The sequence below is a fragment of the Ochrobactrum sp. XJ1 genome, from assembly GCF_024701725.1.
Lineage (GTDB): Bacteria > Pseudomonadota > Alphaproteobacteria > Rhizobiales > Rhizobiaceae > Brucella > Brucella anthropi.
Genome location: NZ_VDGD01000008.1, coordinates 1 through 23,462, shown reverse-complemented (window position 1 = coordinate 23,462; position 23,462 = coordinate 1). Strand labels below are relative to the sequence as shown.

Here is a 23,462-nt window from a genome sequence, read left to right as displayed (position 1 = left end):
ATTTAGGAAGGAGAATGTCATGCGTCTCAAGAAAATTTTCGGTCTGGCGGCTATGGCGGTCATCATGGGGGGCGCGATGCCTGCCTTGGCCCAGGAGGTCGTCAAAGTAGGCTCTTCGCCCACCGGTTTGCCGTTTACTTTTGTGAACACGGAAACCAAGGCGATGGATGGCGTATTGGTCGATGTGGTCAAGGCCATTGAATCGGATATCGGCATCAAGCCGGAATTCGAAGCCGTGCAGTTTTCGGCGCTCGTGCCATCGCTAACCTCGAACAAGATCGACATGATTGCTTCGGCAATGTTCATCACGGAAGAGCGGGCAAAGGTCGTGGACTTTTCTGATCCTGTCTATGGTTATGGCGAAGGCGTCTTCGTACCGGTTTCGGATGATACCGCATACAAGACCTATGCGGATCTCAAGGGCAAGACCATCGGCGTGCAGGTGGGGACCACTTTCGTCGATCTCTTCAAGAAGAGCGGGCTGTTCAGCGATGTTAAGGTCTACAAGGGCATTCCCGATATCATTGCCGACGTGAACGCCGGGCGTATCGATGCCGGTTTCGGGGATGGTCCGATGGCTGCCTATTACCTCTCTCAGGGCCGGTTCCCCAAGGTGAAGATGGTCGAGAGTTATGAAGCTTCGGCTGGCGGCGAGTTTGGCCTGGCCCTGCGTAAAGGTGATGAACGTATGCCCAAGATCAACGCGGCCATTGCCCGCATCAAGTCGGACGGTACGCTTCAGAAAATTCTTGCGAAATACGGACTGAAATAATTCCAGTGCGAGCATGGGGATCAATCCCCATGCTCGAAATTTCAGGTGTGCTCCACGCGCGCGTCCGAGCTGAAGCCCTTCATGCTTTTCGGTCTGCGCACGAGACGGGGCCTACCGGCCGCAAGGCCTAATCCCCGTTTGATCGCGCCAAATAAATAGAGTTAAAGCCAATGCAAAATTTTCTCATGGACATCCGCGAGTTCTTCCCGATCTTGCTGGAAGGCGTGAAATACACGCTTCTCGTGACCCTGGGTTCCCTTGTCCTTTCGACGCTTCTGGGGCTCGTTTGGGCGCTGATGCGGGTATCGGGGATTCGCTGGGTGTCGGCTATTGCCGCAGCTATCGTTAATGTGATCCGCGGTATCCCCATTCTGGTGCAGCTGTTCTATATCTACTTCGTTCTACCGGAATTCGGCATTGCGCTGTCCGCTCTTCAGGCTGGTATCATCGGTCTCGGCATTGCCTATTCGGCCTATCAGGCAGAAAATTTCCGCGCTGGTATCGAAGCCATCGACCATGGACAGACGGAAGCCGCGCAGTCCATCGGTATGGGCTGGTTCATGACGATGCGCCGCGTGATCCTGCCGCAGGCTGTTCGCGTGATCCTGCCGCCTTACGGCAACATCATGGTCATGCTGTTGAAGGACAGCTCGCAGGCATCGGCCATCACCGTTGCTGAACTAACTCTACAAGGTCAGCTGCTTGCCTCTTCGACCTTCAAAAACATGAGCGTCTATACGCTGGTTGCCATGTTCTACCTCTGCCTGAGCTTGCCGTTGATGATGGCTGTCGGGCGCCTCGAAAAGCTCTTTGGTAAAAGAAACGGACACTGATCATGGCGATGATTGAAATAAAGAACGTCACCAAATCCTATGGTCCGCTTCAGGTTCTCAAGGGCATCAGTGCTGATGTGCAGAAGGGTGAAGTGGTCTGCCTCATAGGTCCCTCCGGTTCGGGAAAATCCACGATGCTGCGCTGCCTGAACGGGCTGGAAACCTATCAGGGCGGTGATATTCTGATCGAAGGCCAGCGGGTCAACGCGAAGGATCGTTCGATCCACGATATTCGCACGCGAATGGCGATGGTTTTCCAGCGGTTCAACCTGTTTCCCCATCGAACCGCACTTGAGAATGTCATTGAGGGGCCGGTCTACGTCAAAGGTGAAAAGCCGGCCGAAGCTCGCAAATATGGCGAGCATCTGCTTCAGCGCGTGGGTCTCGGAGACCGGGCCAACCATTATCCGGGCCAGCTTTCCGGAGGTCAGATGCAACGTGTTGCGATTGCCCGCGCCTTGGCGATGCGGCCGCAGGCAATCCTTTTCGATGAGCCCACGTCTGCGCTCGATCCTGAATTGGTGGGCGATGTGCTTGATGTCATGCGCAGTCTTGCCGATGAGGGGCTCACCATGCTGGTAGTGACGCACGAGATGGGCTTTGCCCGCGACGTAGCTGACCGTGTGCTTTTTCTCGACGGCGGTGTCATCGTTGAACAGGGTAAGGCCAAGGACGTGCTCGGCGCACCCCAGCATCCGCGTACACAGGACTTCCTGCGCCGCGTTCTCAATCATTGATCCAAATTTACGCGTGACACATGCCTTGTGTCGCGCTGGAGGCGTCATGGCTTTCTATTGTTATCTGGATGCGGCGCGGACCGAGCAGATTCGCGGCGTGTTTGCCCACGAACTGCCGGAGATGGAGTTCCTCTCCGGCGCGTTAGATGCAGACACTGCGGCAAGGGTTCGTCATTTGCTATGCTGGCAGGCTCCTGAAGAGCTGGCGGAGCGCTTCCCTGCATTGGAAATCATTTTCTCAAGTGGGGCGGGTGTAGAGCAATTTCTTGAAGCAGATATCCCTTCTCACGTTCGCATTGTCCGCATGACCGAGCCAGGTCTTGCACGGATGATGCAGGAATATGTGACGCTCGCCGTGCTGTCCGTATTCCGGCAATTGCCCGCTTATCTGAAACAAAGCCGTGACGAGATTTGGCAGACGCTTCCTCAGCCAAGTGCGCATCGCCGCCGGGTGGGTGTAATGGGGCTTGGATATCTTGGCCAGGCCGCGTTGACAGCGCTCAAGCCTTTCGGTTTCCCATTGTCCGGCTGGAGCCGCAGCGAGAAGAATATTGAGGGTGTGCAGTGTTTTTCCGGTGAGGATGGGCTTCACGAATTCGTTGCACAGACAGATATACTTGTCTGCCTTCTGCCGCTCACGGCGGAAACGGAAGGCTTGATCAATGCCGGGTTTATTGCGCGCCTGCCGACGGGGGCAAGTGTGGTTCTGGTCGGTCGCGGGCCGCATACGGATTATGATGCCCTTCTTACAGCTCTCGATAGTGGACATCTTTCGTCGGCTTTCATTGACGTGACTGCACCTGAGCCACTTCCATCGGCGCATCCCCTTTGGTCGCATGCAAAAGTAATCCTTACACCCCATATCGCTTGCGTGACTGACAGCCATGGAGCGGCTGACATACTCGTTGAAAATCTGCAGCGGCTGCAGAAGGGCGAAGCGCTTATGGGGGAGATTGACCGCAAGCGAGGCTACTGAAGCAGAGGGGAGCCATAACGTTGGCGATCGATCAATGAACCTCCATCGTGGCGGGGTGCAGTTCGATATTGTTCACTCCGTTGCGGCAACAAGGCGTTTGCATGCGCTGACCAGATCAGGCTCCGACAGCAGTGCACCGCCGACGAGGTACATGATGTCATTGCCGTAAGCTTCGCGCATTTCCGGGATGCGGGCGAAGGTCATGCCACCGCCGGGTGCCGCGACGATGGCCTTGGGACCACCCATATCCACGGAGCAGGTCTTTGCGATCGATTGACATTCCTCGCGAGTAAAGCCGAAACGGCCACCGAAATTTGGATAGATCACGGCGTCAGCGCCCATCAGGCGGTGCAGTGTGCCAAAAAAGGCACGGTGCGAGAAGCCACAATCAGGTGAGACGACGTTGGCGCCGGAAAAGGCCGGGTGCGAGACGATGTGCAGGGAAAAATCCGGATCTGCAGCAAGTGTACGCACGATATCATAGCCTGCAAGCGCTGGAGCGATCATTACACCGCCTGCGCCGTATTCCTGCGCCTGTTTTGCCCGCTCGATGATCGCGGTTGCAGGGCCTGTGATGTTAGGAACGAAACTCGTGCGACCGCCGCTCTTCGCATTCGCCTCGCCGATCGCCTCAATACAGGCCTTCAGCCGCTCCTCGAAGGGAGCGGTCTTCTGGTCGACGAGACCGTGGTCGTCCTTCACAAAATGCATACCGCCCAGCGCGAAATCATGGGCGAGGCGGGCAAGCTCCGTAGTCGACAGGCCGACCGGCTTGATGGCGGACATCAAGAGCGGCTTTTCGCCGATGCCAGCGCGGGCACGCAGGCCTACTATGCCGTGGCGTGGTCCCTTGCACAGATCAAGCAGGCCCGGCGACAGGCCGATATCCTCGACCTTGATGCCGGGCTTGATGGAGCTGTTACCAAAGACGATGTTGAGAAACTGCAGGAAATCCCCGCCGATATCGTCCTCCGAATAGGAGATTGCGGCGAGAAATCCCGGTCTGCCTTCGGGATCCTGGAGCAGGCTTTCCAACCGACCGAGTATCTCGTCCTCGACATAGCCTTTCGGCACGACGTTGCGCGGGATTTCCACGGTCTGTTCCAGCGCGATGTCGAGCGCACGCGCTTTGGCCTCCGCCTCGTCGGCGGCGCGCACGAAATAGGTAACCGTAAAGCGCGGTGCCATCAAAGCGCCTCGGCCTTCTGTGCGGAATGCACATGATCGAGGCGCACTTCCACCAGTTCCTCTTCGCCGATGGCGAGATTCTTGCCGACAAGTTCCTCAATTGCCGAAACCAGAGCGCCAGCATCCAGCCCATATTTCTTCATGAGATATGGCTTCGAGGCGCCGTGCGCAAAAGTGTCGTTGAGACCAAGGCGCTTGAGGCGGATACCAAGCCCTTCTTCCGCAAGGATTTCCGAGACCAGCGACCCGAGGCCGCCGATGATGGTGTGGTTTTCCAGCGTGACGATACCTTTCTTGCCGCGCGCGGCTCTCAGGAGACCGTCCTTATCGAAAGGTTTCAGCGTGGAGGCGTGAAGATGATGGATCCCGACACCACGCGCGGCAAGTGGGCCAGTGGCGCGCAGCGCTTCCTCGGTACATACGCCGGAAGAGACGACGAGGATGTCATCGCCTTCCGAGAGCGTGCGTAGCTTATTGAATTCAAAAGGCGTTGAAAACAGACGAGGTACTTCGCCGCGCAGGATGCGCACATAGACCGGGCCGTCGATGCTGTCGGCGACTTCCAACACAGTCTTGACTTCCGTCGCATCGCCCGTTTCGAGGATCGTCATGTTCGGTACCGCGCGTAACACGGCAATATCCTCAATCGCCTGATGCGTAATGCCGCCCGGTGTGGTGATGCCGGGAAGGAACCCCATTAATCGCACCTTGCGGTTGGAATAGGCAATCGAGTTGATCAGCTGGTCGTAGGGCCGTCGATAGAGGAAGACCGAAAAGGTATGGATGAACGGCCGGAACCCCTGCATGGCGAGACCGCCAGCAAAGGACAACATGTTCTGTTCGGCCATGCCGAGAGTGAGAAACTGCTCCGGATGCCGATCGCGAAAACCATCGACTTCGCAAGACGAGGTGAGATCAGCTGAAAGGCACAGAACTTCCGGACGCGCGGTGGCGAAGGCTTCGAAAGCCTTGGCGTAAGGGCGGTTGACGATTTCGACCATTGTCAGGCCCTTTCCATCGCAGTGAGATCGATACCGAGTTCGATGGCAAGTGCCGTCTGCATTTCCTGCCTCTCTTCCGCGCTCTTGAATCGGACATAGTGCAGGCGCGGGAAACGCTTCTTCAGAAAATCCATGCCCTGGTAAGGCGAGGTGTTGGCGAGGATGACAAGTGGCTTGTCAGCCTCCGCGCTCTCGGCAGCTGCACGTAGTGCGCCCAGATCGTGGCCATCCACCGAACGGCAGGTGACCCCAAAGGACGCCACACGGGACGCAAGGTCGCCAAGGTCGAGCACGGAAGACATGGCGCCGTCGCATTGCTGGCGGTTTACATCGACGATCACGCGGATGTTGTCGATCTTGTGGTAGCTCATCGCCGCAAGACATTCCCAGGTCTGGCCTTCCTGGAATTCGCCGTCGGACATATAGACCCAGACTTTGCCGGGCTCCTTTTTACGCAGCCGCGCCCAGGCGACGCCTGACGCCATGGAAAGCCCCTGGGCCAGCGATCCTGTGGTCACTTCCATGCCGGGGCTATGTTCGGCGCCGATCATTTCGACGGAGCCGCCATCCTTGTTGAAATGATCAAGCGCGTGTTCGTCCATCCGTCCCATTTCGATCAGCGCGGAATAGATGACGAGCGCATAATGGGCAGGCGAGATGAAGAAGCGGTCGAAGTTCGGACCGACGGGACCATGATATCCGGCGCCGGTGAAGGCATCCGGATTATGCGCCGAAGGCACGCCACGGAAAGGCAACGGCACTTTCGGCAGGGTTGGCTCGCCGAGCGTCAGCAACTCATTGTAGAGCAGCGCAAGGCTCTCGGCGGCGGAGCAGGCCTGGCTCAGATAGCCGCCATTGTTCTTCATCGTATGGAAGAAGACCCGTCGACGGATGCCGAGTGCGATTTCCTCGGTGGATTTTTCGTTGGTCAGAACCATCGTCTCAGCTTCTTTCCGGGAAGAGCGCCTTCAGGCCTTCAGGCGACGGCGTTGCGATGCCGCGCTCCGTGATGAGGCCGGTGATGAGGCGGGCTGGCGTGACATCGAAGGCGGGATTGGCGGCAGGGCTGCCTTCGGGCGAGATGCGGACGCTCGCAATGGATCCATCGGCGGCGCGGCCCTGGACGAAGCTCACTTCGTCGGCGTTGCGTTCTTCGATCGGGATTTCCTTGACACCGTCATGCACCGTCCAGTCGATGGTTGGCGAGGGGAGTGCAACATAGAACGGCACGTCGTTGTCACGCGCCGCGAGCGCCTTGAGATAGGTGCCGATCTTGTTGCAGACATCGCCGTTTGCAGTGGTGCGATCTGTGCCGACGATCACCATATCGATATCGCCGTGCTGCATCAGATGTCCACCGGCATTGTCGACGATCAGCGTGTGCGGCACACCATGGCCGTTCATTTCCCAAGCCGTCAGATAGGCACCCTGATTGCGCGGACGCGTCTCATCGACATAGACATGGACCGGGATTCCTTCCTCGACGGCCATATAGATCGGCGCGGTCGCGGTGCCATAATCGACGGTAGCAAGCCAGCCTGCGTTGCAATGGGTAAGGATGCGCACGGGCTCGCCCGGCTTCTTTTTCGAAGCGATCTCGCGAATGACATCGAGGCCGTTCGCGCCGATTGCGCGGTTGAGCTCAACATCTTCTTCGGCGATCTCGGCGGCACGCTTATAGGCAGCATCCGCACGTTCCGCCTCTGGCAATGGACGCAGATATTCGCGCATCGCATTCAGCGCCCAGCGCAGGTTGATGGCGGTGGGACGGGTCTCGTTGAGTTCTTCCCATACGGCATCGAGGTGAGCATCCGAGGGGTCTTTCGCCATCGCGATGGCGACGCCGTAGGCGGCGGTGACGCCGATCAGCGGCGCGCCGCGTACCCACATGTCGCGGATTGCATCGGCGACATCGGCGACGGTTTTCAGTGTCACGACACGGAATTCATGCGGCAGCCAGCGCTGGTCGATGATGTCAACGGAGCGACCGTCTTCGTTCAGCCAGATCGTATGGTAGTGGCGTTCTCCGACTTTCACGCGAGAATCTCCTTTTCAAGCCGCTCCGCGGTCTCTCGGATATCCCGAAGACTATGGATGCGCTGCCGGTTGACGGCGAGGTGACGCCCGAACTTCAGCGCCTTGCTCTCGCAAGAAGCGCGGCGGTCGGGGTCGGTGATGGTTTCAAAATCGGCATTGTGGGCAAGGCCCAGGATGCGGCGATGGGTTTCGATGCCGGCAAAGCCCAGCATTTCGTGCCAGATCTCGTCGATGACGATGTTGAGTGCCTGTTCGGCGGCAAGCGGGTCCTGGCGATCTTCGAAGAGGCTTGCCTGATAGAGGATACCCTTACGCTCCGTACGCCACAGGGCAGCGAATTCGGCGCGGAACGTTTCCCAAAGTGTGTCGATCGTATCCAGAAGATAGGCACGCATGCTGTCGCGAGCGCCGGGTGCAGTCTCATGACCAGCCTGTGAAAAATAGCTCATCCAGAAATTGGCGATCAGCATGCCGACGTCGAAGCTGATTGGACCGTAAAAGGCAAATTCCGGATCGATGACACGGGTCTCATCGTCGGTCACCATGACCGAACCGGTGTGCAGGTCGCCATGGCATAGTGTTTCGGCCTTGGCAGAGAAGAGGTGTTTCAGCCGCTGCGCTTCCACCTTGAGCTCGCGGTCGGCGCGCAATTCCGCCACGATTGGATCGAGCTGCGGTGTGGTGTGGTGATTGAGCTTTGCCTCGAAATAGGGATCGGAAAAGACGAGATTTTCCGTGATGTCGCAAAGCTCGACATTGTCAGAGAACAAGGCGACATCCGCCTTCTTCTCGCGGGTCACCATGGAAAGGTCGGACCCCCGGAAAAGAGTACGAGCAACGAAGAGGCCGAGGTCACGACCGATCTTGGGAAGTTCGCGACCGTCAATCAAAGCACGGCGCAGAATGATGTGCGGGGTCAGGAATTCCATGACGATGATTGCCTGGGCTTCGTCAAAGAACAGGATTTCCGGCACCATACCCGGGTCACGCGCGCCCTGGCGCTTGAGAGCGTGATATTCGAAAAACGAGCGTTTGAGCGGAAGCGGCCAGCTTTCGCCGACGAGGCGCACGTAAGGCAGCGCCTGCTTGACGATCACAGCGCCCGCTTCACCTGTGACGATGAAGACCAGATTGAGATTGCCGTCACCGACTTCCCGGATGGTCCAGCGCGACGAATCGCTTCCGACCGTCTCTTTCAGGGCGGCGTTGCCGCCAAGCCGAACGGGCAGTGTCTCTATACTCAGCGCCTCGAAGACGTGGCTGTCCATAATGCTCTCCTCCTGCGCATGGGCCGCCTCCACCATGCGCCGCCATGCCGTCTTTCCCACAGCTAAGGCATCATTCTGTCAAATGTCAATGGCCTTGACATTTGATGGTGGCCTATCTTAACGTGGCGTCAGTGGGAGGAGTTTATGAGCGAACAGCCAGTGTTTCGCATTGAGGACGTGCGCAAATCCTTTGGACCGGTGACGGTCTTGCAAGGTGTTGACCTCGACCTCAAAGCAGGCGCAGTGACGGTTTTGATGGGTGCCAACGGCGCCGGAAAATCGACGCTCGTGCGCATCCTCTCGGGCGTCTACACGCGTGGTGGCGGCACCATCACGCTGGCAGATGCTGCCTTTGATCCAGCGACGCCCGCCGAGGCAATCCGTGCCGGCGTTGTCACAGTGCATCAGAACATCAATGACGGCGTCGTCGCCGATCTCGATGTGGCGACCAATCTCACGCTCGATCGGTTGAACGGGCGTGGTGCGCGGCTTTTTTTCAATCCGCGCCGGGTGCGTCGCGAAGCGGCGGCGGTCGCCTCGCGCATGGGCCTTGCCATCGACCTTTCGGCCAATATCACTGACCTGACACTTGCGGATCGCCAGATGGTGGCGATTGCGCGTGCCATGGCGCATGAACCGAAAGTGCTGATCCTCGACGAACCGACGTCGTCGCTTTCCAGTGCCGAGGCGGATCGTCTGTTCGACCTCGTTGATCGGTTGAAGGCGCGGGGTGTCGCCATTCTCTATATCTCGCATCGCATGTCGGATATTCGTCGCCTTGCCGACAGCATCGTGTCGCTGCGCGACGGTCGCATCACGGGCCGTTTCGAGGGGCCGGAACTCGATTACGAGGGCGCGGTCAATGCCATGTTGGGGCGCAAGGTGTCGGCTGGTGCCGTTGCCGTGCGCGACGCAAGTCGCCCGGTCTTCAGCGTGCGGGGCCTTAAGCTTTCCGAACAGGCGCGACCCTTCGATTTCGATCTCGGCGATGGCGAGATCGTCGCAGTCACGGGTCTTGTTGGAGTCGGCAAGACGGCACTTGCTGAAACGCTGTTTGGTGCGCGGGCCCCGGAAGCAGGCGAAATGACGCTGGATGGCGTGAACTATGCACCGAAGACAACGGGTCAGGCGATTGCTAGAGGCGTTTTCCTTGTCGCCAAGGACCGTGCGATTAGCGGCATCGTGCCGGACTTCAATATCTACGAGAATATCAGCTTGCCATTCTTACGCCGGCTTTCGACTTTCGGCATTTCAAGCCGACGGGCAGAGAAGGCAACGGCGCGCCAGCAGATTTCGTCGCTCGGTGTCGTCTGCCGCAATGAGCGTGACGAGATGCAGACGCTGTCGGGCGGCAACCAGCAGAAGGTTATGGTTGGCCGCTGGCTTTCCGAGCCATCGCGACTGCTCATCCTCGATGAGCCCTTCCAGGGCGTCGATATCGCCGCTCGTCGCGACATAGGTGAGAAGCTGCGCGCTTCTGCGGCAGGGCGCACCACAATTCTTTTCCTGACGGAGCTCGATGAAGCCTTCGAAGTCGCCGACCGCATTCTCGTGATGTCGGAACACACCATCGTAGGCGAGCACCGCAATGTCGACGTCGATGTCGAGCGGCTGCTCTCCGAGATTGCCGGACAATCCCATCAACAGGTCAGTGCATGATGATAAGTGAACAGAGCAAATCCGCCGCCACCGGCGCAGTTCCGCCTGCGGTCCTGAATATCCGGGAAACCGCGATCAAATATGGCTTCCTCGTGCTGCTTGCTGGCATGGTGCTCTATTTCTCGGCTGTAACCGGTGGTTTCGCTTCGCCCCAGAGCGCGGTCTTTATCCTGCAATCCGTGTCGATCACCGGTATTCTTGCACTTGGTGTCACCGCGACACTCGTTGTCGGCGGTTTCGATCTTTCCATTGGCTCGGTTGCGACTACCGCCATGATGGCTTCGTCCTATGTGATGGTGGTCATGGGTGGTGACGCCCTGACAGCGACACTCGTCTGCCTAGCCGTGGGCGTGCTCGTCGGTTTGGTGAACGGGATCATCATCGTCTATATGCGCGTTCCCGATCTTCTGGCGACGCTTGGAATGATGTTCCTGCTGCTCGGCCTGCAGCGTATCCCGACCGAAGGACGCTCGATTGCAACGGGCATGACGTTGCCGGATGGCTCGACGGCAACGGGCGCTTTCAGCCCGGCCTTCCTCGCGCTTGGCCGTCATCGTTTCGATTTCATCCTGCCCAATCTGGTGCCAGTTTCGGTGGTCGTGTTGATCGTGCTGGCCATCGTCATCTGGTTCTTCCTTGAATATACCCGCTTCGGCCGGATGATGTACGCTGTCGGCTCCAATGAGCGCGCGGCAAGCCTCGCCGGCGCGCCGGTCAATGCCTACAAGATCTCGGCCTATATCATCTCCGGCGTCTTCGCCTCGATCGGCGGCATTCTGCTTGCCGCCCGCCTCGGGCGCGGGGATATCGCCTCGGGCAATAATCTGCTTCTCGATGCCGTTGCCGCAGCCCTCATTGGTTTCGCAGTGCTTGGCGCTGCCAAGCCGAATGCGTTCGGCACTGCCGTTGGCGCTCTCTTCGTCGGCATTCTTTTGCAGGGCCTGACGATGATGAACGCGCCTTACTACACCCAGGATTTCGTCAAGGGCGCGGTGCTCGTCATCGCCCTGATTTTCACCTTTGCGCTCTCGAAAAGAGGCAAACGCTGAGGCGGGAACCTTCAGCGGGCTAACAATATTGATCAGTGGAGGAGACTGACATGAATTTCACGCGTAGAACCCTGGGCAAGCTGACGCTCGGGCTGATGGCTGCAGCAACATTTGCCACGCCGTCCCTTGCGGCGGATATGCCGAAACCTTTCGACAAGCCGGGTGAGGTGAAGATCGCACTCGTGCGCTATCTGTCGACCGGCGACTTCTTCCAGTCTTACCTCGCGGGCGTTGAAGCACAGGCCAAGGCGCTGGGCGTCCAGCTTCAGGTGTTCGACAGCCGTCAGGATGCAGCTCTGCAGGCCGATATGGTCGATCAGGCCATTGCGCTTGGTGTGCAGGGCATCATCATCCAGCACGGCCTGACTGAATCTATGAAGGAAGCCGCCAAGCGTGCGGTCGACGCGGGCATCAAGGTGGTCGCTTTCGATGTGAATGTCGAGAACGAGAAGATCCCGCAAGTCGAGCAGTCCGATCATGACCTCGCTCGTTTGGCACTTGAACAGGCGATCAAGGACAATGGCGAGAGCTTCAAGGCTGGCTATGTCTATGTCGCAGGCATCGCGCCGCTCGACCGTCGTGACGAGAAATGGAAAGAGTTCAAAGCGAAATATTCGGGCATCAAGGAAGCTGCCCAATTCGGCACGATGGATAATCCCATCGCCAATTCGGTTGCCAATCAGGCGCGCTCGGTGATTTCTGCCAACCCCGACATCACCGTGATGTTTGCACCCTATGACGAATTCGCCAAGGGCGTGAAGATTGCGGTCGACGAAGCGGGCATGTCTTCCGACGTGAAAATTTACTCGGCGGATATCTCGACCTCCGACATCGCCGCCATGCGTGAATCCGGTTCTGCATGGGTCGCGACAGCAGCGACCAACCCGGCTGTGGTTGGTCAGGTTTCCGTGCGCTCGCTCGCCATGCTGCTGGCCGGTGAAAATCCGGGCAAGCAGGTCATCGTGCCGCCGACGCTGATTACGCAGAAAGATCTCAACGATCAGGACATCAAGAATATGGAAGAGCTCGGCACGAAACTGCCGCAGTTCGCCCATGCCGATGTTGCCATGCCTGCATGGATGCCGAAGCCCTGATTTAGAGCATTTCCAGCAAAGGTGCGAAGCGGCTTTGCGTAGGATAATGCGGTGAAACAACCGCTCTAGGCATGACGGAATGAAGAAAGGGGCGGTCCATCGGACCGCCCCTTTCTATATGTCTGAAAGGCTGAGGAAGTTGTCTGCACCAGCCCGAAAAATCAACGCATGGCTGCCGCGATATTCCCGCCATCGACGGTAGTCACGTCGGCCGTCGTGCGTTCGGCTAGTGCATGGTGCACGAAGGCACGGGCGACATCTTCAGCCGTCACTTCAAGGCCAAGCAGATTGCCGCCCATATAGTCCTTGACGGAGAGGCCGCGAGCCGCAGCCCGATTGGCAATCATCTCATCGTTCAGCAGGCCGGAACGGATGCGATCGGCATTAACCGCATTGACGCGGATGTTGTCGGCACCGTGTTCCAGCGCGTACTGGCGTGACAGGAAGAGCGTTGCCGCTTTCGGCAGGCCGTAGGCACCGAATTTTGCGCCCGGATTGACCGCCTGCTTGGAGGCATTGAACAGCAGTACGCCGCCGGTTTTCTGTGCCTTCATGATGCGCACGGCATTTTGTGCGACAGTCTGATGAGCGAAGAAATTGAGCTCGAAACTCTTGCGCAGCAGCGTGTCGTCCATCGTGGCGATAGGGCTTTCCCAGGCCGCGCCGGCATTTGACACCACAATATCGACGCCGCCAAATGTTGCGACTGCCTTATCAAAGGCGGCTCGCACAGATGCGGGATCGGTGATGTCGCAGGCAATGCCGATGGAACTGTTTCCGGCAGCCTTCGCAACCGCCGAAGCCTTCTCGCCATCGAGATCGAGCGCAACGACATGAGCGCCCTCGGCTGCAAAGGCCTTGACGACGGCAGCACCGATGGCTCCCGCACCGCCAGTGACGACAGCGACCTGCCCAGTGAACGGTTTCGGCTTGGCGCCCGCGAGCTTTGCCTGTTCGAGCGACCAATATTCGAGATCGAAGAGATCGGGACGGCTGACCGGCTCAAAGCGACCAACGGATTCTGCATCGCGTGCTGCTTCGATCCACATCTCGCCGACATCGACGGCGATGGTCGCATCCTTGAAGGTGCGACCGTGGCCAAACATGCCAAGGCCGGGCACCAGCGTCAGGCGCGGCATGGGATCGAGCATGGTGCGCTTGACATCGTCGCGCGCATCGTTGCTACGGAAATATTCGGTGTAATTGGCGACGAAGGTTGCGACGTGCTGGTCGATGACGGCACGGTAGCCGGCGAGATCATCCGTGGCCGGTGCGGGCAACACCATAGGGCCGGTCTTGATGCGGATTGAAAGATCGGGTGTGGAGACACCGCGCGCCGCCATGTCCGCGACCTCGCGGGCATTGACGAAATCGAGAATAGCCGGAGTTGTGCGGAAAACGCTGACCATCCGGTCGTAGCGACCTTCTCCCTTGTCGACGGCAACTGCGCCGCGCAGCATGGAGGCGATATCGCCGGGCCTTGCCAGCGAAGCAGGGAGGGTGGCGGGCGTGAACGGATTGCGACCGTGGTTCTTGACGTGATCCTCCGCGACCGTGACATAGTGGATCATCCGGTCATAGGCTTCCTTCGCAGTGTCGCCAAAGGTGAAGATGCCGTGCTTGTCGAGGATCAGGCCCTCAACCGTCGGGTCCTGTTCGAACACTTCGGCGGCCGCCTTGGCGAGCGCGAAGCCGGGCATGATATAGGGCACAAAGCCCATTTTCTTGCCGAAGAGTTCTGTGCTCATCTTCTGGCTCTCGGCCTGATCTGCAATGGCGAGAATAGCCGTCGAATGCGTGTGGTCGATGAACTTGTGCGGGAGGAAGGCATGCAGTAGCGCTTCTACCGAAGGGTTCGGAGCGGCGGGTTCGATGAGATTGGCGCGCAGCAGCGTCACCATATCCTCGTCCGAAAGCCTGTCGAGTTTGCGGCTCTTGAGAAGGGCGTCGATTTTCACAGCGGGCAGGCCTGCCGGTTCGATAGTTCCCATGTCCCAGCCGCTGCCTTTGACGCAGAGCACCGCATGCGTGTCGCCGACGAGGTCTGTTACCTCGGTTTTTACCGACGTGTTGCCGCCGCCATGTAGCACCAGTCGTGGCTCGCCACCCAGAAGCCGCGTCGTATAGGTACGCAGCGCCAAATCGCGGTTGACGCCTTTCGCGGCGTATTCGGCGATGACCTTTTCCGCTTCGTCATCGCGCCAGAGATTTTCCATGGTAGTCAGCCTCCCGATAAACCGGCCCGACCGGCATCGGCGGACCCAAACTTTTCTGGCTCAAGCCTTGCTTGAACCGCCTTTGCCGAGCCCATCCTCGCTCCAGCGATCCAAAATCCGACGCGCCATCGAGGTGGTAATGACGAGATGGGAAGCAAAGTCGCCCTTCAACGCCGCCACCAGGGGCTCGAACTTGTTGTCTTCCTGCACGACAAGCATGCGTTTCTTGATGGCGCGAATGGAGGCGAGGTCGGCGGAAATGCAGCGCCTGTTGTGATTGCAATCCAGCCATTGGCCATCGCGATCTATGAGCTGACCGGCAATGACCCCGGCAGCGCCCTTTTCGCCCATGGCATGCATGTCGGCAGCCGAAAGCGCGCCGCATTTAACGAGATGGCTGTCATCCTCAATACCGCCGACGGAATAAAGCGCCAGATTGCAGTCCGGGATTGTAGCGAGCTGTTCTTTGATGACAGGTTCACCGCGCAATTCGTCAGCGAGGCGCTCGGAAGAGAGAACGAGCGGCGCGTAGAAGTTGATGCCTTCGGCATTGAGGCGGCGAGCGATTTCCGTAGTGCATTGGTCCGGCCTATAGGAATAGGGCGCACCGAGATTGCCGCAGAGCTGAACAACGGTAACGCTGCTCAGATCTGCGAAAGGCATTACGTCGGCAATGTGATAGACGGTGCGGCCCCAGGCAACGCCGACGCGGTCGCCCTTGTTGAGGAGTTCAAGGAAAACAGAAGCTGCGACGACAGGCATTTCAGCAGCTGGATCCATCGCTTGTCGGTCTTCCGGCACCAGCCAGACAGTGTTCAGGCCTGTCGCGTCTTCCAGTTCACGCGCCAGCACATCGTCTGAAAACAGTTCTGAGGAGGTCGAGATCGTGACGATCCCCATCTCGCGGGCCTTGCGCAGATACATCGCAATCGAAGCGCGGGAGATTTCAAGCCGCTGCGCTACCTCGTCTTGGCGCAGGCCGTGCGTATAATATAGCCAGGCGGCCTTATGGATGATCTGGTCAATCGGTCGGACGGGCATTGGGGTTCTTTCCTCGGTGTTCTGACATTAGTCATCGATACTGACAAAAGTCAATGCTTCAGCGCTGGCGAACGACGTGACATAATTAAAAGAGAATTTAGCCTGACGAACCGAGTGAACATCACGGGAGTCTCGGAAGGGCATTTATAGAGTTTTCGAAGTCCATGCGAACTTGGTTTCTTACGTTCAGTGACTTTCAGTTCCGCTTATTGCGGAGCGAATCTTTAAAACAATCGAGGCTTGTGGCATTCCGTCTGCCTGACCATTTGACGTCGCCCCCTGATTAGATTTGATTGAAGATGGCCTTAGAAACTCGCCCGATCCTCTGTTCGTTGTATCTTCCCCCCGCCAGATGTTCGGGGGTGTATTGCTGGAATGTTCCGATCGCAACGTCCTTTTTTGGTGATCGTAGCACGTTCATCAAACGCTACCTGATCGAATTGGCCGAGCCGTTTGAAGCAGTAATGAAGCCTTCGATGACACCAGTTTTAAACCATTTGCGCAGGTTATGGCGGCATCGTCAGCTGTTCCAATCACCCGCGCGAAAGTGCATAGCTCGTGCCGTGCTGTCCGTGTGTGCCGGGCAAAAGTCCACTTATCTCCGATAAGTGGATCGTTTTGGTTGCCGGTTGATATAGCTTGGCGGAAAGTCTGGCTTTGGGTAATCATAGTTGAGGGGTTGCCAAGCCCTGGAAACCTAATATCTGCCGAGACGGAGTGAACATGGCCATAGACGATATTTCATCTCTCCCGGTTTCGCAGTCCGTTGTCGGAAAACTGACGAGAGCAGCGATCTTTCTGGTCGTGACTATGAATGACGGTCATGAAGCAGAAAAGACTGTGCGTGGTCTGTGCGCTGATCTTTCGAGCCTGGTGCGAGGTGTCGGTTTCCGGCGATTGAATGGGCAACTCTCCTGCGTCACCGGTTTTGGAGCGCGGGCCTGGGACCGTCTCTTCGGTTCACCGAGACCGAAGGAGTTGCATGTATTCCGTGAGATACGCGGCGTTCATACCGCCGTATCGACACCCGGTGATATTCTATTCCATGTCCGGGCAGACAGCATGGACCAGTGCTTTGAGTTGGCAAGTCATATCATGTCGCGGCTTGTAGGTTGTGTTTCCGTTGCCGATGAGGTGCACGGCTTTAAGTTTTTCGACGACCGCGATCTCTTGGGTTTCGTCGACGGTACCGAAAATCCAGTCGATCAGGCCGCTCTTGCAGCAACTCTCATTGGAAACGAGGATCCTGAATTTTCCGGCTGCAGCTACGTGATCGTCCAGAAATATCTTCATGACCTCAATAGCTGGAACAGAGTCCCGATCGAGGAACAGGAAAACATAATAGGTCGGCACAAGCTGTCTGATATTGAGCAACGCGATGAGCAAAAGAAGCCTTATGCTCACAATGTACTTACGAACATTGAAGAGAACGGAGAACAGCTTCAGATCGTGCGTGACAACATGCCTTTTGGCGCAGTAGGCAAAGGAGAATTCGGCACTTATTTTATCGGCTTCGCCCGTTCGCCGTCTCGTATCGAGAAAATGCTGGAGAATATGTTCATCGGCAATCCACCCGGCACTTACGATCATATTCTCGATTTCAGTCGTGCGGTAACAGGCTCACTGTTCTTCGTTCCTACTGTGAGTTTCCTTGATGCTGTTAGCCCCGACACAACCTAGGCGACACTTGCACTCACACCTGATTGATCTCCAGTTCGGCTCCGTCGGGCCGGCTGATAGCCGCAATAGGTTGGCAGGCCAGAAAACCTGTGCTGGTGGCGGGTGGTGTTGCCGCGCGCTTCGATATTCTAAAGAACATCTTCTCGGGGCAAGATTTGCTACTTCGTGAAAGCGTCCGCTTTTACCAGCGGGTGCACTGTCGACTTGATCGCAAATGAGGTTGATCCGGACGGACGCAGCTTATTGGTATGTCATCGGGTAGGCGTGGATTGCTGTAAAACTGGTACGACTGCATCGGCTTCCTGAGCTGGTTGTAGACAATCTATCGCCCCCATTGAGAGCGAGTGGTGAACGATGTACTTGATCCAGCAACCAAACAAAAAACGCGGCGCTGATCTCCAAAGTCATTCAGGCATGAAAATACGTAACAGGTGACTTGTGCAGGAGTCACCTGTCTGGATGGTCTCTGGTGCAGATACTGGCAACGGCTCGTCTCAAGTCCGGCCGAGACGTTTACGCAATTCCTCATTCTCGGCGCGCAGTTTTGCAGCAAGTTCCTTGCGTAGTTTGAGGTTCTCCGCTTCAAGTGCAACCAAACTCGAAAGATCATCGCTGGACAAGCCCGTAGATGACACGGGTCTGTGCTTTGCAGCAGCGTTTTTCCAGTTGTAGTAGGTTTGTTCACTCACTTCAGCCTGCTGCAAAGCAACCTTGAGAGTGGATTTTCCACCCTTTGTTGCTTTCTCGATAGAAGCGAGAATGGAGGCACGCTGAGCCGGCGTGTACTTGTTGCGCTTGCGCTCCAACGGCGGTAGTGTAGCGGGCTCAGCCTTTGAAGCAGCTTTGACCGCTTTAGCGGCCTTGATAGCAACTTTGGTTGCAGCTGGAGAAGAGGCGGTTCCAGTTCGTTTTGATTTTGGTGCGGCTTTTTTCCGCGGAGCGCGCGTCTTTGGTTGGTTGCCGACAGGTTCAGCAGCATCAGTTTTCGTTACAGTCGGATTTGTGTCTGTAATCGTTTCGTTAGCCACGTGGATTTTCTCCTGGTTTGCTAGTCGGAATTGGCTCGATCGTAGAATATATAGATCAATGCTTAATGTGGAAATAAGATCAAGCATTTCGTGGAGCGAATATTTTCGTAATCATGCCTTGGTCAAGCAATGGATTCGGAAAAAACAATCTATAGGTAGTGATAAAAACTCCGCGAGCCAGGAGTTGACATAGTTCCTTGGATAGTTGTCACGGATGGCAACTCTGGTGTGCCATTTCATCGTCGCATATAAGAACAGGCGTGTTGGCAGGGATACGTATCCGGGTGTGGGGAAGCATTTCACTCGGTATGTTGAATCCGGTGTTTTACAAATCCGATCAATGTTTCCAGGGGTAGATCAACCCGAACGTCCTGGCACAAAGACCAGGGCCAACGACCTAAACCTTAAACTGCAAGCTGTCGCGAAAATCGAGAGGTTTGGGAGGCACCCACTTGAACGAGAGCTTTCTGTCAAGAATCGCATAGGTCAGCAAGAAAAACGACTGTACCTGGGCCGGTTCAAAAACGAGAAGCTGTTGTTAGGCCGCAAGATCAATCTGTTCGATACATTGTGAGAGAGATAGCGTCCTGAAATAGAAAACGCAACCCGCGGCAGCAGAGACAGATTTCCGCTCTGAATTGCTGGCTCCGGAAAGCGCGCACGCTTGTCTCAAGTGCAAACTGAACGGAGAAAATGAGTCCTTTTTGGTGATACGTGAACGCACGGCACAGAGAGTCTGTCGCAATTGATGCCGCCAGGTAGGTCGCGCCGCCGACAGGTCAAGTTTTAGTTTCTTGACTGATTATCAATGTTGTCATCCATTTGAATAACTGAACGGTAGAGTTCAAAACCCATGAAACGCCATATCGAGCGCGGATACGATCTCGTCATGTGAAGCAGAAAGGTTTGTGACTGGGTTCTTTAATACGGATACCGGAATTGCCGACATAAACTGTGTAACCAACACATGCTCCTCTCCTTCAATCTCGAAGCTCGGATTGAGCCGCTTCGCCGGGATGGGGGCAAGCGCTTTAATAATTAGAGGGATGACAATACGTGTTTTCAGCTCTTCCAGTAGGTCAGCCTGTACGTCGAGCACATAGCCGCCACCCGGATTGGAGTAAACGTCATATCTCGCCATTAGAATTGACGATAACGTCCAAGAGGTAAGCCATTTGCTTCGACGTAAGCATTAGAACTTTGCATCGCTGGACGATTTTCTTCTTTCCAAAGTGCTGACTTGGCAGCAGCTAGCGCCTGCGCAATTCCACTCTCGGCTGCACGCGAAATATTTATCTTATGTCGGCGCGCTTCAGAAAGAAGCTCATTATCGATTGAAAGATTGGTTGCGCGCTTGAATGTCCGGGCAGATTCCAATTGTGGCATAAGATATGCTCCTTTGGTCGATAAATATATGCGCATATTTATGTGCATTCAACGGGAATCTGTATGTAACTCGTAGGCAGATGATGGCTCCGGACTAGTCGCATTTATGTGCATAGTCACTGTCTCACGTTGTATCTTCCGAGTCACGATGAAGACGCGGGGTTGCTCGATATAGGAACATCTGACGCGATCTGGTCGGGCGCGAGATAGGCGAAACTTTGACTGGCAATCAGATTAGCGATGCATGATAGATAGACTTACGTGCCGTTTTCGTCACTTTGGTGAGCGTATGCCAACATCGGTTCCCAACACGTCGAAATATCTTCCTCATTGAACCTTCTGTCAATGAATGGCCCTGAAACTGTTTAGCGCTTCCTATCACTTAGCATAGGATGTTTTCTCCGTTTAGAAGATAGTCCCCCATAGCCAATAGTGCGAAAATTATCTCTCTATTTTGTTTCTGAAAACAAAATCGCCAGGAGGACTGAAACGTGATCTTGCCGCTGCCGCGCGCGGCACTTCATAACAACCGGAGTAGCATACCAATCTCGGCATTGGTAATGGCCTTCCTGTTATTCGGGCTTGTTGCGTGTAGCTCCAAGCTAGAACGAAGCGCTACGAATTTGTCGTTTTCTCGAACCGACTGCAAACGCGTGACAGTATATGTTTCTACTGTCAGAGCCCCAGCAGATGATTCCGGGACAACGTTTACGAGTGGCTACTCACCGCACCTGAGATTCGTAAAGCATGTAATATCAATCCCACCTACTCACAAGGCTAACTTGGTTGAGTGGCCCAGTGCACCACCAGATCCGGCCAAGGAATTTGTTACACTGACATCCCGGAGCCTCACTGCAGACGAGTTTTATTCGGCTATAGTTTCTGCCAATCGTATCCCTTCTGTCAGACTATTTGTACATGGATATAACAACACTTATCAGGAATCGGTCTATCGGCTCGCGCAACTTACAGCAGATTCCCCAGATGGCCAAACCCCAGTGTTATTTGCCTGGCCGTCCCAGGGTAACGCGCTAAGCTACAGCACGGACAGGCGCGCTGCGCTAGCTTCGACCGACGGTCTTGCCGAGACAATTGAGATCCTCGTCCAGGGAGGAAAGATCAAGGTCGGCCTCCTTGCACATAGCATGGGAGCGTGGCTTGCGATGGGAACCCTAGCCGGGTTGAGCCGAACCTCTCGATTTCAGGTGGCTAGGCGTTTGGATAATATAGTATTAGCCGCCCCAGATATCGATACTAATGATATGATCCGTAAACTAAATGCGATCGGGCGACTTGCGCACCCATTGAATCTGCTGGTATCTGGTGACGATAAAGCGCTGGCAGTGTCCCGGATTATTACCGGTGGCCATCGAGTAGGGGCTGACGACGTTTATGATCCATGGGTCAAGACGGCCGCTATGCGATATGGGGCGCGGGTTATTGATATTTCCGAACTCAGCGCTTCTGACAGTTTTCGGCATTCTCGGTTCACCGCGATGGTATCACTCTATTCAAAGTTTCACGGTCAAATAGACGATCAATCTGCCGCGAAATATGCTGGACCGGGTACTTATGTTTTTCATGTTGCGACGGCTCAGTTGGAGCCCACTGATCAATGAGTACATGTTGCGTCCACCATGGGTGTGAAGTTCGTTAACTATTGTACATCACAATTTACGTTGACATTCGAGCATTACTTCGCCATCAAACCGGGCGCAAACTCGAAACCAATCTAGATAATTATCACAAGCCAGTTGGCAAATTTATAATGAACTTCGCTCCTTTCGGCTGGTTGGGTTCTGCCGTTAATCGTCCACCATGCCCTTCGACTATGGAACGGCAAATGGCAAGTCCCATGCCCATTCCGTTAATCTTCGCGGATACAAATGGTTCAAAGATGTTTTCAAACTCGGTGAGACCAATACCAAGATCGCTGATTTCGATGCGAACTCCTGCGTTTGTCGGTACCGCGTTTATTCTGAGGACCCTCCCATATTGAGAGCCTTCCATGGCTTCTATCGCGTTACGCATTAAATTCACTAGCACTTGGAGTATTTGTGTTCGATCTACCATCAACTGTGGCAAGCCAAACTCTCCTTCGACGAGTATTTCAACTCGGTGTCGTAATGCATCTCCAGCCAGCAGGGCTCGCGCTTCAGATATTATGTTTCCAATATCGGTGAGAATGCGCTCATCTGCTGAGTGTTTAAATAATGCTTTGATTCGATTAACTATATCACTGGCGGTGTTAGCATCTCGTATGAGGCGTTCAGCCGTTTGTTTTGCCCGCTCTAGATTCACCGGTGTTGCTGACAACCAACGATGACATGCATATGAATTTGCTACGACAGCAGCGAGTGGCTGATTAACCTCATGCGCAATTGACGCCGATAGCTCGGCGAGACTTGCTGTTTGGCTAGCGCGAAAAAGCCTTTCCTGAGCCAAGCGCAGGGCTTCCTGAGCCCGCACTTCGCTATCGATGTCAATGCATATAACGTTCCATTGTACTATTTCACTAGCAGTATTATGCATTGGCACTGCGCGAGTTTCGACCCAACGGTATTCGCCGTCGAAGCGCTGCAAACGGTGCTTATGCGCGTAGGGTTCGCCTGACGAAAGGCATTGCGAATATCTCTTCTTAACTACTGCTAAGTCATCAGGATGAACACTTGTATCAAGCGTGGCCGCAAGCCGTGATTTTCCTGAACTATCCAACTCCTCGAGCTCATATCCAAGAAATTCCCGAAGCTGTTGACTCCGGTAAACTGGCTCACCATTCGGCGCAGCACAGTCAACCATTGCCGGTAACGTCTCAACCAAGCGCGAAAGGAAACGTTCTTTTTCTCGCAATTCATTTTGAGAAACTTCTTGGTCATGAATGTCAATGTTGGCGCCATACCAACGGATTATATTGCCCTCCTCATCGCGAAGCGGGTTAGCATAACCCTGCGTCCATCGATATTCACCATCCCAGCGGCGATTTCGAAACTTGTGTTCAAATTTTTCGCCGGTTTCGACCGAATTGGTTATCTTGTCCAAGTAAAGCAGTCTGTCATTCGGGTGTACGCTGCTGACCTTGCCCCCAAGTTTTATCCAGTTTTGAGTTCGCTCCAGCGGTTTTGGGTTGCTGTATTTGGGGCGGTAGCGGCGGGTTGCGGTGCGGAGCCATTTCGGCTGCGCAGCACCGCATCACGTCGCGGGTTGATGGTCTGAGCGAACTCGGCAGGTGTCAGCCAGCCGAGGCCAGAATGTGGACGGTGATCGTTGTAATCGCCGCGCCAGTTTGAAAGCGCTGATCGAGCATGGGTCAGTGACGAGAAGAGGGTTTCATTCAAGAACTCGTCTCGCAGCCGTCCATTGAAGCTTTCGATGAAAGCGTTCTGAATGGGTTTGCCAGGCGCAATGTAGTGCCAATCCACCTTAGAGCCTGAATCATAATGAATGTAATGATATCAGGCTCTTGCGATACGCCGTGTGAGGAAGCGGATATTTGCGAT

The 23,462-nt window shown here is 55.7% G+C and carries 19 protein-coding genes and 2 pseudogenes; 9 read left to right on the top strand and 12 right to left on the bottom strand.

The annotated features are described in order from the left end of the window. Positions 1-19: 19 nt before the first annotated feature. The 4 genes from FG152_RS15365 (at position 20) to FG152_RS15350 (ending at position 3,318) form a co-directional block, all read left to right on the top strand. A complete protein-coding gene (locus tag FG152_RS15365) occupies positions 20-772 on the top strand; it encodes an ABC transporter substrate-binding protein (protein WP_010660474.1) in 753 nt (250 codons plus the stop codon). A 170-nt stretch (positions 773-942) separates the two neighbouring features. Continuing rightward, on the top strand, positions 943-1,605 hold the full coding sequence (locus FG152_RS15360; protein ID WP_011983115.1) for an amino acid ABC transporter permease: 663 nt from the start codon (positions 943-945) through the stop codon (positions 1,603-1,605). An 8-nt stretch (positions 1,606-1,613) separates the two neighbouring features. Further along, positions 1,614-2,342, top strand: coding sequence for an amino acid ABC transporter ATP-binding protein (locus tag FG152_RS15355; RefSeq protein WP_010660472.1), 729 nt, complete (start codon positions 1,614-1,616; stop codon positions 2,340-2,342). A gap of 46 nt (positions 2,343-2,388) precedes the next feature. Next, positions 2,389-3,318: a 2-hydroxyacid dehydrogenase gene (locus FG152_RS15350; protein WP_036582804.1), complete on the top strand. Its 930-nt coding sequence runs from the start codon at positions 2,389-2,391 to the stop codon at positions 3,316-3,318. Between the two features lie 72 nt (positions 3,319-3,390). On the opposite strand, the gene FG152_RS15345 is transcribed toward FG152_RS15350, so the two are convergent. The 5 genes from FG152_RS15345 to mtnK are packed head-to-tail and all read right to left on the bottom strand — an operon-like array spanning position 3,391 to position 8,812. Continuing rightward, positions 3,391-4,506, bottom strand: coding sequence for a RuBisCO large subunit C-terminal-like domain-containing protein (locus FG152_RS15345; protein ID WP_036588335.1), 1,116 nt, complete (start codon positions 4,504-4,506; stop codon positions 3,391-3,393). Next, the gene (locus FG152_RS15340; protein WP_036588337.1) at positions 4,506-5,507 is read right to left on the bottom strand and encodes a transketolase family protein; all 1,002 of its coding nucleotides are present in this window, start codon (positions 5,505-5,507) and stop codon (positions 4,506-4,508) included. The genes FG152_RS15345 and FG152_RS15340 overlap by 1 nt, the downstream gene beginning before the upstream one ends. Positions 5,508-5,509: 2 nt before the next feature. After that, positions 5,510-6,445 carry a transketolase gene (locus FG152_RS15335; RefSeq protein WP_010660468.1) on the bottom strand — a complete coding sequence of 312 codons (936 nt, stop codon included), beginning with the start codon at positions 6,443-6,445 and terminating at the stop codon, positions 5,510-5,512. A gap of 4 nt (positions 6,446-6,449) precedes the next feature. Beyond that, entirely contained in the window at positions 6,450-7,544 is a 1,095-nt protein-coding gene (gene mtnA, locus FG152_RS15330) for an S-methyl-5-thioribose-1-phosphate isomerase (protein ID WP_036588340.1), read from the bottom strand. Next, positions 7,541-8,812: an S-methyl-5-thioribose kinase gene (mtnK, locus tag FG152_RS15325; protein ID WP_036581500.1), complete on the bottom strand. Its 1,272-nt coding sequence runs from the start codon at positions 8,810-8,812 to the stop codon at positions 7,541-7,543. The genes mtnA and mtnK overlap by 4 nt, the downstream gene beginning before the upstream one ends. A 144-nt stretch (positions 8,813-8,956) precedes the next feature. Between mtnK and FG152_RS15320 the strand changes: the two genes are divergently transcribed. Genes FG152_RS15320 through FG152_RS15310 form a run of 3 tightly spaced genes read left to right on the top strand, consistent with a single transcriptional unit; the run spans position 8,957 to position 12,614 of the window. After that, complete coding sequence (locus FG152_RS15320) at positions 8,957-10,471, top strand: sugar ABC transporter ATP-binding protein (protein ID WP_029928561.1); 1,515 nt, start codon at positions 8,957-8,959, stop codon at positions 10,469-10,471. Beyond that, positions 10,471-11,520, top strand: a complete 1,050-nt coding sequence (locus FG152_RS15315; protein WP_029928559.1) for an ABC transporter permease — start codon at positions 10,471-10,473, stop codon at positions 11,518-11,520. The genes FG152_RS15320 and FG152_RS15315 overlap by 1 nt, the downstream gene beginning before the upstream one ends. A 50-nt stretch (positions 11,521-11,570) precedes the next feature. After that, positions 11,571-12,614, top strand: coding sequence for a substrate-binding domain-containing protein (locus FG152_RS15310; RefSeq protein WP_010660463.1), 1,044 nt, complete (start codon positions 11,571-11,573; stop codon positions 12,612-12,614). Positions 12,615-12,775: 161 nt separating this feature from the next. Here the strand turns inward: FG152_RS15310 and FG152_RS15305 are convergent, their stop codons facing one another. After that, positions 12,776-14,830 carry a bifunctional aldolase/short-chain dehydrogenase gene (locus FG152_RS15305; RefSeq protein WP_010660462.1) on the bottom strand — a complete coding sequence of 685 codons (2,055 nt, stop codon included), beginning with the start codon at positions 14,828-14,830 and terminating at the stop codon, positions 12,776-12,778. A gap of 60 nt (positions 14,831-14,890) precedes the next feature. Then, a complete protein-coding gene (locus FG152_RS15300; RefSeq protein ID WP_029928557.1) occupies positions 14,891-15,871 on the bottom strand; it encodes a sugar-binding transcriptional regulator in 981 nt (326 codons plus the stop codon). Between the two features lie 723 nt (positions 15,872-16,594). On the opposite strand from FG152_RS15300, the gene FG152_RS15295 reads away from it, so the two are divergent. Next, complete coding sequence (locus FG152_RS15295) at positions 16,595-17,551, top strand: Dyp-type peroxidase (RefSeq protein ID WP_036588342.1); 957 nt, start codon at positions 16,595-16,597, stop codon at positions 17,549-17,551. Positions 17,552-18,045: 494 nt separating this feature from the next. Here the strand turns inward: FG152_RS15295 and FG152_RS15290 are convergent, their stop codons facing one another. The 3 genes from FG152_RS15290 to FG152_RS15280 all read right to left on the bottom strand — a co-directional run bounded on the left by FG152_RS15290 (position 18,046) and on the right by FG152_RS15280 (position 19,965). Beyond that, on the bottom strand, positions 18,046-18,579 hold the full coding sequence (locus tag FG152_RS15290) for a transposase (RefSeq protein WP_036588345.1): 534 nt from the start codon (positions 18,577-18,579) through the stop codon (positions 18,046-18,048). Positions 18,580-19,423: 844 nt separating this feature from the next. Continuing rightward, entirely contained in the window at positions 19,424-19,720 is a 297-nt protein-coding gene (locus FG152_RS15285) for a CcdB family protein (protein WP_010660454.1), read from the bottom strand. After that, complete coding sequence (locus FG152_RS15280) at positions 19,720-19,965, bottom strand: type II toxin-antitoxin system CcdA family antitoxin (protein ID WP_010660453.1); 246 nt, start codon at positions 19,963-19,965, stop codon at positions 19,720-19,722. Before FG152_RS15280 ends, FG152_RS15285 begins: the two co-directional genes overlap by 1 nt. Before the next feature lie 560 nt (positions 19,966-20,525). Here FG152_RS15280 and FG152_RS15275 point away from each other — a divergent pair. After that, on the top strand, positions 20,526-21,584 hold the full coding sequence (locus FG152_RS15275; protein WP_235994224.1) for an alpha/beta hydrolase: 1,059 nt from the start codon (positions 20,526-20,528) through the stop codon (positions 21,582-21,584). 124 nt (positions 21,585-21,708) lie between these two features. On the opposite strand, the pseudogene FG152_RS15270 reads toward FG152_RS15275, so the two are convergent. Then, a pseudogene (locus FG152_RS15270) lies at positions 21,709-23,037 on the bottom strand (PAS domain-containing sensor histidine kinase); the annotation flags it as partial. A 17-nt stretch (positions 23,038-23,054) separates the two neighbouring features. After that, positions 23,055-23,390, bottom strand: a pseudogene (locus FG152_RS15265) (integrase core domain-containing protein); the annotation flags it as partial. Between the last annotated feature and the right edge of the window lie 72 nt (positions 23,391-23,462).

Excerpts from the sequence above, each read along its gene's own strand:
- FG152_RS15310 (WP_010660463.1), top strand. The coding sequence starts at position 11,571 with ATGAATTTCACGCGTAGAACCCTGGGCAAGCTGACGCTCGGGCTGATG.
- FG152_RS15275 (WP_235994224.1), top strand. The coding sequence starts at position 20,526 with ATGGCCTTCCTGTTATTCGGGCTTGTTGCGTGTAGCTCCAAGCTAGAA.
- FG152_RS15345 (WP_036588335.1), bottom strand. The coding sequence starts at position 4,506 with ATGGCACCGCGCTTTACGGTTACCTATTTCGTGCGCGCCGCCGACGAG.
- FG152_RS15295 (WP_036588342.1), top strand. The coding sequence starts at position 16,595 with ATGGCCATAGACGATATTTCATCTCTCCCGGTTTCGCAGTCCGTTGTC.
- FG152_RS15285 (WP_010660454.1), bottom strand. The coding sequence starts at position 19,720 with ATGGCGAGATATGACGTTTACTCCAATCCGGGTGGCGGCTATGTGCTC.
- FG152_RS15355 (WP_010660472.1), top strand. The coding sequence starts at position 1,614 with ATGATTGAAATAAAGAACGTCACCAAATCCTATGGTCCGCTTCAGGTT.
- FG152_RS15305 (WP_010660462.1), bottom strand. The coding sequence starts at position 14,830 with ATGGAAAATCTCTGGCGCGATGACGAAGCGGAAAAGGTCATCGCCGAA.
- FG152_RS15315 (WP_029928559.1), top strand. The coding sequence starts at position 10,471 with ATGATAAGTGAACAGAGCAAATCCGCCGCCACCGGCGCAGTTCCGCCT.
- FG152_RS15335 (WP_010660468.1), bottom strand. The coding sequence starts at position 6,445 with ATGGTTCTGACCAACGAAAAATCCACCGAGGAAATCGCACTCGGCATC.
- FG152_RS15360 (WP_011983115.1), top strand. The coding sequence starts at position 943 with ATGCAAAATTTTCTCATGGACATCCGCGAGTTCTTCCCGATCTTGCTG.
- FG152_RS15320 (WP_029928561.1), top strand. The coding sequence starts at position 8,957 with ATGAGCGAACAGCCAGTGTTTCGCATTGAGGACGTGCGCAAATCCTTT.
- FG152_RS15280 (WP_010660453.1), bottom strand. The coding sequence starts at position 19,965 with ATGCCACAATTGGAATCTGCCCGGACATTCAAGCGCGCAACCAATCTT.
- FG152_RS15350 (WP_036582804.1), top strand. The coding sequence starts at position 2,389 with ATGGCTTTCTATTGTTATCTGGATGCGGCGCGGACCGAGCAGATTCGC.
- FG152_RS15300 (WP_029928557.1), bottom strand. The coding sequence starts at position 15,871 with ATGCCCGTCCGACCGATTGACCAGATCATCCATAAGGCCGCCTGGCTA.
- mtnK (WP_036581500.1), bottom strand. The coding sequence starts at position 8,812 with ATGGACAGCCACGTCTTCGAGGCGCTGAGTATAGAGACACTGCCCGTT.
- FG152_RS15340 (WP_036588337.1), bottom strand. The coding sequence starts at position 5,507 with ATGGTCGAAATCGTCAACCGCCCTTACGCCAAGGCTTTCGAAGCCTTC.
- FG152_RS15365 (WP_010660474.1), top strand. The coding sequence starts at position 20 with ATGCGTCTCAAGAAAATTTTCGGTCTGGCGGCTATGGCGGTCATCATG.